We start from the raw sequence: 13,656 nt of genomic DNA on the forward strand, positions 1-13,656 counted from the left end.
GCTGTCCCGACAACCCACACGAGGGAGGGTCCGGCCGCACGCGGCCGGACCCCTCCCCAGGCGACTGAATCAGTCCTCGCTGGCCGCCGTCGGCAGCTTCGTCTGGATCAGATCCATCACCGACGAGTCCGTGAGCGTCGTGACATCGCCCAGCTGCCGGTTCTCCGCGACATCCCGCAGCAGCCGTCGCATGATCTTGCCCGAGCGGGTCTTCGGCAGCTCCGCCACCGGCAGCACCCGCTTCGGCTTCGCGATCGGCCCGAGCGTCGCGCCCACGTGGTTGCGCAGGTCGTTCACCAGGTTCTCGTCCTCGCGCGCCGTACCCCGAAGGATTACGAACGCCACGATCGCCTGACCCGTCGTCTCGTCCGCCGCGCCCACGACTGCCGCCTCGGCGACCTTGGGGTGCGAGACCAGTGCCGACTCCACCTCGGTCGTCGAGATGTTGTGCCCGGACACGAGCATCACGTCGTCGACGCGGCCGAGCAGCCAGATGTCGCCGTCGTCGTCCTTCTTGGCGCCGTCGCCCGCGAAGTACTTGCCCTCGAAGCGCGACCAGTACGTGTCGATGTAGCGCTGGTCGTCGCCCCAGATGGTGCGGAGCATCGACGGCCACGGCTCGGTGAGGACGAGATAGCCGCCGCCTCCGTTCGGAACCTCGTTGGCCTCGTCGTCGACGACGGTGGCCGAGATGCCGGGCAGGGCGCGCTGGGCGGAGCCGGGCTTGGTCGCGGTGACGCCGGGCAGGGGGCTGATCATCATGGCGCCGGTCTCGGTCTGCCACCAGGTGTCCACGATCGGGCAGCGGTTGCCGCCGATGTGCTCGCGGTACCACATCCAGGCTTCCGGGTTGATCGGCTCACCGACCGAGCCGAGCACCCGCAGCGAGGACAGGTCGAACTTGGCGGGGATGTCGTCTCCCCACTTCATGAACGTGCGGATCGCGGTCGGCGCCGTGTACAGGATGGTGACCCCGTACTTCTGCACGATCTCCCAGAAGCGGCCCTGGTGCGGAGTGTCGGGCGTGCCTTCGTACATGACCTGGGTCGCGCCGTTGGCGAGCGGCCCGTACGCGATGTAGGAGTGGCCGGTCACCCAGCCGACGTCGGCCGTGCACCAGTAGACATCCGTCTCCGGCTTGAGGTCGAAGACGGCGTGGTGGGTGTACGCCGCCTGGGTGAGGTAGCCGCCGGAGGTGTGCAGGATGCCCTTCGGCTTCCCGGTGGTGCCGCTGGTGTAGAGGATGAACAGCGGGTGCTCGGCGTCGAAGGCATCGGGGGTGTGCTCGGCGGACTGGCGCTCGACGAGTTCGTGCCACCACGCGTCGCGGCCCTCGGTCCAGGCGACGTCCTGGCCGGTGCGGCGCACGACGAGGACGTGTTCGACGTTGTCGACGCGGTCGATCGCGTCGTCCACGGCCGGCTTGAGTGCGGCCGGCTTGCCGCGCCGGTATCCGCCGTCGGCCGTGATGACGACCTTGGCGTCGGCGTCCTGGATACGGGTCGCAAGCGCGTCGGCCGAGAAGCCGCCGAAGACCACCGAGTGCGCGGCGCCGATGCGGGCGCAGGCCAGCATCGCCACGACCGTCTCGGGGATCATCGGCATGTAGACGGCGACCCGGTCGCCCTTGCTGACGCCGAGCTCGGTCAGGGCGTTCGCGGCGCGCGAGACCTCGTCCTTGAGCTCGGCGTAGGTGATCGCGCGACTGTCGCCGGGCTCGCCCTCGAAGTGGATGGCCACCCGGTCGCCGTTGCCCGCCTCGACATGCCGGTCAACGCAGTTGTACGCGACGTTCAGCGTGCCGTCCGCGAACCACTTCGCGAACGGCGGGTTGGACCAGTCGAGGGTCTCGGTCGGTTCGGTGGCCCAGCTGAGCCGCCTCGCCTGCTCGGCCCAGAAGCCAAGCCTGTCAGCCTCGGCCTGCTCGTACGCCTCCGCCGTCACGTTGGCGTGCGCGGCCAGCTCCGCCGGCGGTGTGAACCGCCGCTCTTCCTTGAGCAGGTTGGCCAGGCTTTCGTTACTCACGACATCTCCCTTTCCCAGGGCGTCCTATGTGCCTATGTGTCCCAAGCCATAGCTCATCAGCCAGAGGGCCGGGTGACAAGAGCCTTCCGGAAATTGGTTTAGACCTATTGGGGCTGTGGTTGGAGTTATGGGTGGCCCCTCCTCCCCGGGCGGTGGGAAAGAGGGGCCATACGGTCTCACGGACGCGGCCGACGAGCGGTTCAGGCGCGCAACTCCTGCAGAGCCGAAGGAGCAGGTGCGACCCGGTCGAAGACCTCGTCGATCTCGTGCTCGTCGCTGCTCGCGAGGAGATACGCCTGTGCCTCTCCGACATGGAAGTACATGCCGTGCAGCTCCAGCGTCCCTTCGGCGAGCCGCCTGGCCACCGATTCGTGGGCGCGCAGATGCTCCAACTGCTGGACCACATTGGTCAGACACAGCTGCTCCACCGCGTCGGTGGGCATCCGCCCGGAGATCCTCGCCCAGGAACGGTGCCTGCTCCTCATCCGCTCAAGGCTCGGCTGTCCGTGCCGCAGCCAGCGCCGCAGCGGGGTCTGGACGCTTGCGGGCGGCCCGTTCAGCAGCGCCTGCATCGCGCCGCAGCCGGAGTGGCCGCAGATGGTGATCGAGTCGACCTCCAGCACATCGACGGCGTACTCGATGGCCGCGGCCACCGAATCGTCGCTGCTCTCCGCCCCGGGCAGCGGAACCAGATTCCCCACATTGCGTACCGTGAACAGATCGCCCGGTCCACTGGCTGTGATCATGCTGGTGACCAGCCGGGAGTCGGCGCAGGTGAGGAAGAGCTGCGAGGGTCGCTGCCCCTCGCGCGCCAGCCGCGCCAGCTCGTCGCGCACCAGCGGGGCCGTATTGCGCTGGAACGAGCTGAGTCCGCTGGCCAGTTGATGCGCGTACGCCTGCCGGGGGCGGTCGTCGCAGCAATGATGGTTGCGCCAGGGCGTCCAGGGGCGGCAGCAGCCGTGGGTCTCCGAGGCCGGCTCGCTGATCCGCCCCCCGGCCCGGCCGGTGAACTCCACCGTCCCGCCCTGCGCGACATGCGAGGCCTGCCAGCCGTGCAGCGCCTCGTACGCCGCATGGTCCATGAAGGAACCGTCCAACTCGACGACACAATGGGCTCCTTGGGGCGCCTGGCCCAGCGTCCGGCTCAGCCGGGGCACGGCCAGAAACGTCAACTGGCCACGCACCCGGACCAGATGGAGCCCCTCCCGCTCGTCCGTGGTGATCCGGGTCCGGGTCAGCCTGCGCAGAGCCACCGCGACGGCCACCGCGATCCCGATGGCCACACCTTCCAGTACGCCCGCGAGCACGACCGACGCCAGCGTCACCGCGTACACGAGGACCTCCCGGTTCCGCCGCACGCTGCGCAGATGCGTGATGCTGACCATCTGCACGCCCACGACCATCACCAGCGCCGCCAGCGCGCCCAGTGGGATCAGATCGAGCACGGGCACCAGCAGGAGTGCGGCGACCGTGATCCACAGACCGTGCAGCATCGTGGCGTTCCGGCTCACCGCGCCTGCGGACACATTGGCGGCGCTGCGGACGGCGACCCCGGTGACGGGCAGCCCGCCGAGGGCGCCGGCGACCACATTCGCCGCCCCCTGCCCCGCCAGCTCACGGTCGAGACGGGCGCGCGGAATGCGGCCGCCCGGCTCCTTGCGGGCAGCCACCAGGTTGTCGACGGCGACCGCCGACAGGAGCGACTCCACGCTCGCCACCAGGGTGATGGTGAGGACGGCGGCGAGGATGCCGAGCACCGGCCCCTGGGGCAGCTCGGGCAGGGCATGGCTGCTCCAGGACGGCAGATCGACACGCGGCAGCCTCAGCCCTGCGACCACGGCGAACGTGGTCGCTCCTGCCACCGCGGCGAGTGCGGCCGGGATCTTCCGTAGGACCCGCCCCACGTGCCCGGGAATCCGCGCCCACACCAGCAGTACGGCAATGGTCAGAACGCTGGCCGACAGCGCGGACGGGTGAACATTGGCCAACTGGGCGGGAAGCGCACGGACATTGTCGATCGCGGAGCTCTGCGGGGTGGCGCCGAGGACGATATGGAGTTGTGCCAGGGCGATCGTGACGCCGATGCCGGCCAGCATGCCGTGCACGATCGCCGGGCTGACGGCGAGAGCGGAGCGGGCCACCCGCAGGGCGGCCAGCCCGAGTTGGGCGATTCCGGCGAGGACCGTGATGGCGCAGGTGGTGCGCCAGCCGTACTGCTGGATCAGATCGGCGGTGACGACGGTCAGCCCGGCGGCGGGACCGCTGACCTGAAGCGGCGCTCCGCCGAGCCGGCCGGCGACGATCCCGCCGACGGCAGCGGCCACCAGCCCGGCCTGGAGGGGTGCGCCGGTGGCGAGCGCGATGCCGAGGGAGAGCGGCAGCGCGATCAGGAAGACGGAGATCGAGGCCGACAGATCGGCGCCAGCGATGCGGAAGCGGTGGGGCGGGCGGTCCTTGCTCTTTCGGGACTCTCGGGTTGTGCGGGGCTTTCGGGTTGTGCGGGAGGGGTCTTCGGTGCGGGTGGGGACGCAGGCAGACATGGTTCCCGTCTCCTCCGGGGCAGCGCGGTCGCGGAATGTGGGGACGCGGCCGTGGGTCACGGCGTGCAGCGGCGGGATTCTCAACTCTCGGTAAATGGATCGTAATGCAGAGTAAAGACTGAGGCATTATTTTCGGGGCAAATGGGGCAGCATTTCACCCGTTCTGGTGATTAGTACTTTGAACGCGGCTCGTCGCGCCCTTCCCCCACCCACCGCGATGCGAGCTTGACGGCGCCATGGGCAATGCGTCGTACAGGCATATAGGCATAAGAAAGTGGGTGGGCGGATGAAGGCCGCCACGAGGAGGATCGCCGTTGGGGTAGCCGCGACGGCGCTGATCGCAGAACTCGTCGGCTGTTCCGTACTGGACGCGGCTGACGGCTCGGCCGCCGCAAAACAGGGTGCCCCCGGAGCGAAGAAGGGTGCCCCGGCTCCCAAGAGCGCGGTACGCCTCATCGGCGACGGATCCACCGCGTTCACCGGACCCCAGTCCGGTCTTCTCAAGCCGCGGCGCCTGAAGCCGGGTCAGCAGCCGCCGCAGTTCGTGGTGTTCTCCTGGGACGGGGCCGGTGAGGACAGCCAGAAACTCTTCTCGCACTTCCGCAAGGTCGGCAAGAAGTACGACGCGACCATGACCTACTTCCTCAGCGGCGTCTATCTGCTGCCCGAGGAGAAGGCGAACCTCTACGACCCGCCCCAGCATTCACCCGGCCGCTCGGACATCGGCTTCAACGACACCCAGGGCATCCGTGACACCGTGCGTCAGCTGCGCGGCGCCTGGCAGGACGGCAACGAGGTGGGCACCCACTTCAACGGCCACTTCTGCGGCAATGAGGGGGGCGTCGGCCAGTGGTCCGTCGACGAGTGGAGGAGCGAGATCAGCCAGGCCAGGTCATTCGTGAAGAACTGGCGGACCAACGCGGGCCTGGAGGGCGAGCAGCCGCTGCCCTTCGACTACGACAAGGAGCTCATCGGGGCACGCACCCCCTGCCTCGAGGGCCGCACGAACTTCGTGCGCGCCGCCGCCGAGTTGGGTTTCCGCTACGACACCAGCGGCATCAATGACCAGATCTGGCCCAAGAAGGACCTCGGCCTGTGGGACCTCTCCCTGCAGATGGTCCCCGTCCCCGGCCGGGCTTTCGAGACCCTGTCCATGGACTACAACTTCATGGTCAACCAGTCCGGGACGGTCAAGGGTGACCCCTCGAAGTACGAGTACTGGGGCAACCAGATGCGAGACGGGCTGGTGAAGGCCTTCGACCGCGCCTACAACGGCAATCGCGCGCCGCTGATCATCGGCAACCACTTCGAATCCTGGAACGGCGGAACGTATATGCGCGCGGTCGAGGAGACGATCGCGACGGTCTGTGTGAAGCGGGACGTGCAGTGCGTGTCCTTCCGGCAACTGGCCGACTGGCTCGACGCGCAGGATCCCGAGGTCCTGCGGAAGCTCCGCACGCTCCCGGTCGGTCAGGCCCCGGGGAACGGCTGGGCGGCATTCCTCGCCACCCAGCCGGCGGGCGCACCGGGCTCTACCAAGGCCAAGCAGGCTGACCGGCACTGACATCGAGCGCCCGAACTTCCTCCTTGGGCCCCCTGGCGCCGTTCGGCGCCGGGGCGTCCCCTCAGCCGGGCTGCGGTACGGGGGCAGGCTCGGCCAGCACGAAGGCGGGGTCGACCTGCGCCGCGAGATCGGCTCCCGTCTTCGCGTTCCCCCAGCTCTCCGCGTTCTTCAGGTGGAAGTGCACCATCTGGCGTGTGTAGCGCTCCCAGTCGCGGTCTTCGTACGAGTCCTCGGCGGCGTTCTGCAAGGCCTGCAGGGACATGCGGTTGTCGGCCTCCAACTGCTCGAAGCGCGGCGGCCGTCCCTTCTCCATCGCCCGTACCCAGCCGGAGTGCCCGACGGTCACCAGCAGGTCCTCGCCCACCTCGTCGCGCAGGAAGTCGACGTCGTCCGGGCCCTGCACCTTGTTGCCGACGACCTTCAGAGCGACGCCGAAGTCCTGTGCGTACTCCTTGTACTGGCGGTAGACCGAGACCCCCTTACGGGTCGGCTCGGCCACCAGGAACGTCATGTCGAAGCGGGTGAACATCCCGGAGGCGAAGGAGTCCGACCCCGCGGTCATATCGACGACCACATACTCCTCGGGGCCGTCGACCAGGTGATTGAGGCAGAGCTCGACCGCGCCGACCTTGGAGTGATAGCAGGACACCCCGAGATCCGACTCGGTGAAGGGACCCGTGGCCATCAGCCTGATGTCACCGTCGTCGAGGCGCACGCTGACCGCGCAGGCGTCGTAGACCGGGTTGTCCTCGCAGACGCGCAGCAGCCGCGAGCCCTCCCCCGGGGGCGTGGTCTTGATCATCGTCTCGGCTGAGGCGATACGGGGATTCGAGCCCCGCAGATAGTCCTTGATCAGCGACAGATGCGCGCCCATCGCGGGCAGCGCGGCGGCCTCTGCCTCATCGAGCCCGAGCGCGGCCCCCAGATGCTGATTGATGTCGGCGTCCACCGCGACGACGGGGGCTTCATTGGCGGCAAGGTGGCGGATGAAGAGCGAGGACAGCGTCGTCTTGCCGCTGCCGCCCTTCCCTACGAAAGCGATCTTCATGTTCACCTAGGGTAGTGGGTCAATCGCATGACGTGGTCAAACTGCGTGAAGAAGACCACTCCAAGGTGGGGCGTGGGCCGGGGGCGCGTAGCCTCGCTACCTATGAGTACGAATGCCTCGTCGGTCGACCCCCTCGCCACCCTCGGCTCCCTGCCGGGCGTCGCCGACTCCGTGGACTCCGTACGCAAAGCCGTCGACCGGGTCTACGGTCACCGGGTGATGCGGCGGCGCAGCACCGAGGTCACGTCGGAGGCGGCGCTGCGCGGAGCTCGGGCTTCCGCCGCGCTGTCCGGTGCGGACTGGGCGCTGGAAGAGGTCCGCAGGCGGACCGACTTCGGCGTCGAGCCCGAGGCGCGCACGGTGGGGGCGGCCCTGAGGCTGACCGCCGAGGCGGGTCAACTCCTGTCCATCTGGCGGCAGTCGCCGCTGCGTGTGCTCGCCCGGCTGCATCTGGTCGCGGCGAGCGGCGCCGGTGACGACGCCACGGTGGGCAGGCCGCGCCTCGCGGGCGAGGAAGTCGACGAGCCGCTGATCGAGGCTCCGCTTCCGGATGCGGACGAGGTGACCGGTCGGCTCGACGGACTTGCCGAACTGATCATCGCGGGCAGCTCCGCCCCGGCTCTGGTGACGGCTTCCGTGGTCCACGGCGAGCTGCTGGCGCTGCGCCCGTTCGGTACGTACAACGGTCTCGTGGCGCGGGCCGCCGAGCGCATCGTGCTGATCGGCAGCGGGCTCGACCCGAAGGCGATCTGTCCTGCCGAGGTCGGTCACGCCGAGCAGGGAAGGGCGGCATACGTCGCAGCATTCGAGCGGTATCTGTCGGGCACGCCGGACGGGATGGCCGCGTGGATCGCGCACTGCGGGCGTGCGGTGGAACTCGGGGTCAGGGAGTCGACGGCCGTGTGTGAGGCATTGCAGCGCGGCGCTGCCTGAACTGTGGCCGGACAAGTTCCTGAAAGAGCCCCGAACAGGGTTGCGGCGGTACCGGAATTGGTACCGCCGCTGGCATGTCCGCCGAGTTACCAAGCGTCCTCAAAATATTGCCCATCAGGTCGGGAACTTCTGCCCGTCACCTGGTGCGGCTGGCCCGTAATCGACGGGTCGACGTCGCGTGGGTGCTCAGTTTTCATGCTTCGGTCCGTGGGCCTTCATGCGTTAAAGGTGATCCTTTCGGATGTCCTTGGTCTCGCGGGCCGTTGATTCATTTGTACTCCAGCGGGAGGGGAAGCGGAACCCCTAGCTGTACATCTTTACTTTTAGGTTCAAACACGGACGTATATCTACACAGCGGCGGCAGTGGCAATCTGAGCCGCGGCATTGCGTCGCCGGCTCGCATACCAGACGAGCCCGGCGGTCGCGGCCGCCGCCCCCACCGCAGCCACCGCGACCAGGGCCGGCCGCGGTGGCATCGACAGGGCAGGCAGCCGCTGTTTGAGGCGGACCGGACGGTTGAAAACGAGAATCGGCCAGCCGCGCGCGGTCGCCTCCCGGCGTAGTGCCCGGTCCGGGTTCACTGCATAGGGATGTCCGACGGAGGAAAGCATCGGGACGTCCGTCGCCGAGTCGCTGTAGGCGTAGCAGCGCGCCAGGTCGTAGCCCTCCGAGGCGGCGAGCTCTTTGATCGCTTCGGCTTTGGTCGGCCCGTATGCGTAGTACTCCACCTCCCCGGTGAAACAGCCGTCGTCGCCGACCACCATGCGGGTGGCCACCACCCGGTCGGCGCCGAGCAGCTCGCCGATCGGCTCGACCACCTCGGCGCCGGAGGTGGAGACGATGACGACGTCGCGGCCCGCGGCGTGGTGCTCTTCGATGAGGGACGCGGCCTCGTCGTAGATGATCGGGTCGATCAGGTCATGGAGGGTCTCGGCGACGATCTCCTTGACCTGCCGGACGTTCCAGCCTTTGCAGAGCGCCGAGAGGTACTGGCGCATCCGTTCCATCTGGTCGTGGTCGGCGCCGCCGGCGAGAAAGACAAACTGGGCATAGGCGGTACGCAGTACGGCGCGGCGGTTGATCAGCCCGCCTTGGTAGAAGGACTTGCTGAAGGTCAACGTCGAAGACTTCGCAATGACCGTCTTGTCCAGGTCGAAGAAGGCGGCTGTGCGCGGCAAGGAGTGGTTTTCCACGAGCCTGAGCATAGGTGCCCGCCATTCGGCGTACGCTCGGGCGCGTGGGTTTGCCTGAGAAGGCTCTCGGGTACACCATGGAAGTCACGGATCGTTCGCGACCGTGCTAACCCGGTCCGGCTCCTCCCCCCCCGAGTCGGCCGGAGAGACGACCCCCGCTCTCCCCCCCGGCGGGGGTCGTCGCATGTCCGGACGCCTTTTCGTCCCGCTGCTGCGATCCATGGTGATCGTTCTCCCCTCGTGCGAGCTGCGCCGTCGACGGCCTTCCATCACCCTGCACGGTCACTGTGCGTAGCGGAAGTGCTGCTCCCGGGAGTCACCGGTACGAGCGAGCGGGATATTCACAAGTGGCTAGTTGTCCACAGTTTTTCAGCAAGATCCACACGATTTCCCGGTGCGCTGCACGGTGATTCCAGCCGCACAGTTCGCGGACCGCAGGAATCGCAGATCTCGGCACGAAGCGAGATCGAAGTAATCAGGGGGTGGAGTACGTGGCTGGATCCATCACGTCCACACGGCCGCCGGCCGTCGAAGGGCGGCGGGACGGGCCGCTGATCGTCACCGAGGACATGGAACTGCTCGACGATCTGCTGCGGTTGTGTGCCGCGGCGGGGGCCGAGCCGGATGTCCATCACTCGGTGCCGGAGCGGAGGGGAAGCTGGGAGGGGGCGCCGCTGGTCCTCGTCGGCGACGATGCGGCCGCTCGCTGTCGTGGCGCGGCGCGCAGACGCGGTGTGCTTCTGGTCGGACGTGATCAGGATGACCCGGACGTCTGGCGGCGGGCGGTGGAGATCGGGGCCGACTGCGTGCTGCGGCTGCCCGACGCCGAGAGCTGGCTCGTCGACCGCATCGCCGATGTGGTCGAGGGGGTCGGACGGCAGGCACTCACTGTGGGGGTGATCGGCGGCCGGGGCGGGGCCGGGGCATCGACGCTGGCCTGCGCGCTGGCGGTGACCGCGGCGAGGACCGGGCAGCGCACCATGCTCGTCGACGGCGACCCGCTCGGCGGAGGGATCGACGTGCTGCTGGGCGGAGAGCAGGCAGAAGGCAGGCGGTGGCCGGATTTCGCGGCCTCCAAGGGACGGGTTGCCGGCGGGGCGCTGGAGGAGTCGCTGCCCGAATTGCATGCCCTGCGGGTGCTCAGCTGGGACAGAAGCGACTCGGTGGTCATTCCGCCGGAGGCGATGCGGTCGGTGCTGGCCGCGGCACGCAGGCGCGGCGGGGTGGTGGTCGTGGATCTGCCGCGCCGGGTGGACGAGGGCGTGGCGGAGGCCCTGGCCCAGCTGGATCTCGGACTGCTGGTGGTGCCGGGCGAGTTGCGGGCCGTGGCTGCGGCGAATCGCGTGGCGTCGGCGGTGGGCATGGTGCTCCAGGACCTGCGCGTGGTGGTGCGCGGCCCGTTCGCGGCGGGTCTGGACGAGCAGTGGGTCGCGGACGCCCTGGGACTGCCGCTGGCCGGTGAACTGCCTGCGGAGGCGGGCCTGTTGGCTGCGCAGGACTCAGGCGCTCCACCGGGAGGGGCGCGCGGGCCGCTGGCCAGGTTCTGCGCCGCCTTCTGGGATCGCGCGCTGACGGGTGGCGGGGTCTCATGAGCACCGGACTGCTGGACGCCGTGCGACAGCGGCTCGCGGCGAGCGGCGCCGAGCCCACACCGGCACGGGTGGCGGCCGCGCTGCGGGCTCAGGGACGTCTGCTGGGGGACGCCGAAGTGCTCGGCGGCACCGAGGAGTTACGGTGCGAACTGGTCGGGACGGGGCCCCTGGAGCCACTGCTGGCCGATCCTTCCGTGACGGATGTCCTTGTGTCCGCGCCCGACCGGGTGTGGGTGGACCGGGGCCGTGGACTTGAGCTCACGGGTGTGACGTTCGCCGACACGGCGTCGGTGCGCAGGCTGGCGCAGCGGCTCGCGGCGGTGGCGGAGAGGCGCCTCGACGACGCCCGGCCCTGGGTGGATGCCCGGCTGCCGGACGGGACCCGCATGCATGCCGTGATCCCGCCGGTGGCGGTCGGCTCGACGTGTCTGTCGCTGCGGGTCGTCAGGCCCCGGGCGTTCTCCGTGGGGGAGCTCGTCGCGGCAGGGACGGTGCCGCCCGGCGGGGACCGGGTGTTGAGGGCACTGATCGATGCCCGGCTTTCGTTCCTGATCAGCGGCGGGACCGGATCGGGCAAGACGACTCTCCTGTCGAGCCTGCTCGGCCTCGTGGGGGAGCGCGAGCGGATCGTGCTGGCCGAGGACTCGGCGGAACTCAGACCCGAACACCCGCATGTGGTCCGGCTGGAGTCGCGTACGGCGAACCAGGAGGGCGCGGGCCGGGTGACGCTGCGGGACCTGGTGCGCCAGGCGCTGCGGATGCGGCCCGACCGGCTTGTCGTCGGGGAGGTGCGCGGCGCGGAGGTCACAGAATTGCTGGCCGCGCTCAACACCGGGCACGAGGGCGGTTGCGGGACTGTCCACGCCAACGCCGCGGCGGATGTACCGGCCCGACTTGAGGCGCTCGGGACGGCGGCGGGGCTCGACCGGGCGGCGCTGCACAGCCAGTTGGCGGCTGCTCTCGCCGTGGTGATCCATCTCGTACGGGACAGGGGCGGGCAGCGGCGGATCGCCGAGGTGCATGTCCTGGACCGGGACGCGGCGGGGCTGGTGGTGACCGTGCCCGCACTGCGGTGGGGCGCGGAGGCCTTCGCGTACGGGCGGGGCTGGGAGCGGCTGCGGTCGCTGATCGGAGGTGCGCTGTGATGGCCGGCGAGCAGGTGTACGCGGCAGCGGTGTGTGCCGGGGCGGCCGCGTGGCTGACGGTCGGGCGTGAACAGGGGCTCAGGCGGGCGCGGTTGCTGCTGGCGGGCGGCGGCGCCGTGAAGGCTTCCCCGTGGTGGGCGTGGAAGGGCGTGCTGCCGCGGCTCGGGCTGCGGAGGGAGTGGCTGTGCGTGCCCGTTGCCCTTGTCCTCGCCGTGCTGGGTGAGTCGGTGCTGCCGCTGATCGCGGGGGTGGTGGCGGTGCCGCTGGTGAGGCGGCGGCTGCGGGCCCGGGAGCTGAGGCGCGAGCAGGAACGACGGGCCGACGGGGTGGTCACCCTGTGCGGAGCGGTGGCCGGCGAACTGCGCGCGGGGCTCCAGCCCGGGCAGGCGCTGCTGTTCGCCGCGAGGTCCACCGGGGTGCTGGGCGATGCGGACGCCGGGGTACTCGCGGCCGCGCGCTTCGGGGGCGACGTTCCCCAGGCACTGCGGGAGGCGGCGCGGGAGCCGGGTGCGGATGGGCTTGCGGGAGTCGCTGCCTGCTGGCGGGTGGCCGTGGACAGCGGTGCGGGTCTGGCCGCCGGGCTCGACCGGCTGGAGGCGGCCTTACGGGCCGAGCGGGACCAACAGGCCGATCTGAAAACCGAGTTGGCAGGTGCGTGGTCCACCATCGGGCTCCTCGCCCTGCTTCCGCTGGCGGGTCTCGGGATGGGCTGGGCGCTGGGTGCCGACCCTCTGCGGGTTCTGCTGCACACTCCGGCGGGCCTGATGTGCCTGGTCGTCGGCGGCCTGCTGGAGACAGCGGGTCTCTGCTGGGCAGGGCGGATCGTGCGTCAGGGAGGCGAGCCGTGACCGGGGACACCGTCCACAGGCTGGGGGTATTGGTGTGCGTCGTGGCCGCGGCGGCATTCCTGGCCTTCACGATCGCAGCAAGGCGGCGTCGGCGCGCCGTGCGCAGGCGGATCCAGGCGCTGTTGAGGGTGGAGCGCGAGCGGCAGCGACGGCGGCCGGAGTACGGGGCATGGGCGAGGCGTTGGGCGGCGCCGTTGGGTGCGGTGATCACCGGCTGTGTCCTCGTCGGCGGGGTGACCGGCTGCCTTGTCGGGCTCGGCGGGGCGTATGGGGTATCGCGCTGGCAGCGAAGCCGTAAGCCGGCCGCGGGAGCCGAGGACCAGGAGGCGAGCCGCCAACTGCCCCTTGCCGCCGACCTCCTGGCTGCCTGTATCTCGGCCGGGGCGGGGCCCCGCGAGGCGGCGGAGGCGGTCGGGGAGTCGCTGGGCGGACCGGTCGGCGAGCGGCTGGCGCGGGCGGCAGCGGAGTTGCGGCTCGGAGGTGAGCCGGCGCGGGCGTGGGGGTGGTTCGGGCGGATACCGGGAGCGGAGGCGCTGGGCCGCTGCCTGGAGCGAGCCGACTCGACCGGGGCTCCGGCCGCGGAACCGGTGTCCCGGCTGGCCGAGCGCTTCCGGGCGGACCGGGCGCGGGCGGTCGCACAACGAGGCCGCAAGGCGCAGGTCCTGATCACGGCCCCGGTCGGGCTGTGCTTCCTGCCCGCCTTCCTCGCGGTGGGCGTGGCCCCGGTCGTGATCGGCCTGGCGGACGGACTGCTGAACGGCAACTGAG

At 70.0% G+C, this 13,656-nt stretch carries 10 protein-coding genes; 6 read left to right on the top strand and 4 right to left on the bottom strand.

The window, feature by feature from the left end; genetic code table 11:
* Window positions 1-69: 69 nt before the first annotated feature.
* Both acs and OG741_RS22075 read right to left on the bottom strand, forming a co-directional pair.
* Window positions 70-2,025, bottom strand: a complete 1,956-nt coding sequence (acs, locus tag OG741_RS22070) for an acetate--CoA ligase (RefSeq protein ID WP_405600448.1) — start codon at window positions 2,023-2,025, stop codon at window positions 70-72.
* Between the two features lie 200 nt (window positions 2,026-2,225).
* Window positions 2,226-4,565 carry a bifunctional SulP family inorganic anion transporter/carbonic anhydrase gene (locus OG741_RS22075; RefSeq protein WP_405600450.1) on the bottom strand — a complete coding sequence of 780 codons (2,340 nt, stop codon included), beginning with the start codon at window positions 4,563-4,565 and terminating at the stop codon, window positions 2,226-2,228.
* Window positions 4,566-4,851: 286 nt separating this feature from the next.
* Between OG741_RS22075 and OG741_RS22080 the strand changes: the two genes are divergently transcribed.
* Window positions 4,852-6,129, top strand: coding sequence for a hypothetical protein (locus tag OG741_RS22080; protein WP_405600452.1), 1,278 nt, complete (start codon window positions 4,852-4,854; stop codon window positions 6,127-6,129).
* 61 nt (window positions 6,130-6,190) lie between these two features.
* Here the strand turns inward: OG741_RS22080 and OG741_RS22085 are convergent, their stop codons facing one another.
* The gene (locus OG741_RS22085) at window positions 6,191-7,177 is read right to left on the bottom strand and encodes an ATP-binding protein (RefSeq protein WP_405600454.1); all 987 of its coding nucleotides are present in this window, start codon (window positions 7,175-7,177) and stop codon (window positions 6,191-6,193) included.
* Between the two features lie 102 nt (window positions 7,178-7,279).
* Between OG741_RS22085 and OG741_RS22090 the strand changes: the two genes are divergently transcribed.
* Window positions 7,280-8,110 carry an oxidoreductase gene (locus OG741_RS22090; RefSeq protein WP_405600456.1) on the top strand — a complete coding sequence of 277 codons (831 nt, stop codon included), beginning with the start codon at window positions 7,280-7,282 and terminating at the stop codon, window positions 8,108-8,110.
* A gap of 347 nt (window positions 8,111-8,457) precedes the next feature.
* Here the strand turns inward: OG741_RS22090 and OG741_RS22095 are convergent, their stop codons facing one another.
* Window positions 8,458-9,315: an HAD family hydrolase gene (locus OG741_RS22095; protein WP_405600458.1), complete on the bottom strand. Its 858-nt coding sequence runs from the start codon at window positions 9,313-9,315 to the stop codon at window positions 8,458-8,460.
* 479 nt (window positions 9,316-9,794) lie between these two features.
* On the opposite strand from OG741_RS22095, the gene ssd reads away from it, so the two are divergent.
* From ssd to OG741_RS22115, 4 genes are read left to right on the top strand one after another with little or no spacing between them, the layout of a single operon-like run.
* Window positions 9,795-10,895: a septum site-determining protein Ssd gene (gene ssd / locus OG741_RS22100; RefSeq protein ID WP_405600460.1), complete on the top strand. Its 1,101-nt coding sequence runs from the start codon at window positions 9,795-9,797 to the stop codon at window positions 10,893-10,895.
* Window positions 10,892-12,040 carry a TadA family conjugal transfer-associated ATPase gene (locus OG741_RS22105; RefSeq protein ID WP_405600462.1) on the top strand — a complete coding sequence of 383 codons (1,149 nt, stop codon included), beginning with the start codon at window positions 10,892-10,894 and terminating at the stop codon, window positions 12,038-12,040. Before ssd ends, OG741_RS22105 begins: the two co-directional genes overlap by 4 nt.
* A complete protein-coding gene (locus tag OG741_RS22110; RefSeq protein ID WP_405600464.1) occupies window positions 12,040-12,888 on the top strand; it encodes a type II secretion system F family protein in 849 nt (282 codons plus the stop codon). The genes OG741_RS22105 and OG741_RS22110 overlap by 1 nt, the downstream gene beginning before the upstream one ends.
* Window positions 12,885-13,655 (top strand): type II secretion system F family protein, encoded by a 771-nt coding sequence (locus OG741_RS22115; protein ID WP_405600468.1) that lies wholly within the window; start codon window positions 12,885-12,887, stop codon window positions 13,653-13,655. The genes OG741_RS22110 and OG741_RS22115 overlap by 4 nt, the downstream gene beginning before the upstream one ends.
* Window position 13,656 lies beyond the last annotated feature (1 nt).

It is taken from the genome of Streptomyces sp. NBC_01410 (genome assembly GCF_045040195.1).
Lineage (GTDB): Bacteria > Actinomycetota > Actinomycetes > Streptomycetales > Streptomycetaceae > Streptomyces.

What these genes read in the sequence shown, in the direction of transcription:
- OG741_RS22075 (WP_405600450.1), bottom strand. Translation starts at nt 4,565, where the DNA reads ATGTCTGCCTGCGTCCCCACCCGCACCGAAGACCCCTCCCGCACAACC.
- OG741_RS22080 (WP_405600452.1), top strand. Translation starts at nt 4,852, where the DNA reads ATGAAGGCCGCCACGAGGAGGATCGCCGTTGGGGTAGCCGCGACGGCG.
- OG741_RS22085 (WP_405600454.1), bottom strand. Translation starts at nt 7,177, where the DNA reads ATGAAGATCGCTTTCGTAGGGAAGGGCGGCAGCGGCAAGACGACGCTG.
- OG741_RS22090 (WP_405600456.1), top strand. Translation starts at nt 7,280, where the DNA reads ATGAGTACGAATGCCTCGTCGGTCGACCCCCTCGCCACCCTCGGCTCC.
- OG741_RS22095 (WP_405600458.1), bottom strand. Translation starts at nt 9,315, where the DNA reads ATGCTCAGGCTCGTGGAAAACCACTCCTTGCCGCGCACAGCCGCCTTC.
- OG741_RS22105 (WP_405600462.1), top strand. Translation starts at nt 10,892, where the DNA reads ATGAGCACCGGACTGCTGGACGCCGTGCGACAGCGGCTCGCGGCGAGC.
- OG741_RS22110 (WP_405600464.1), top strand. Translation starts at nt 12,040, where the DNA reads ATGGCCGGCGAGCAGGTGTACGCGGCAGCGGTGTGTGCCGGGGCGGCC.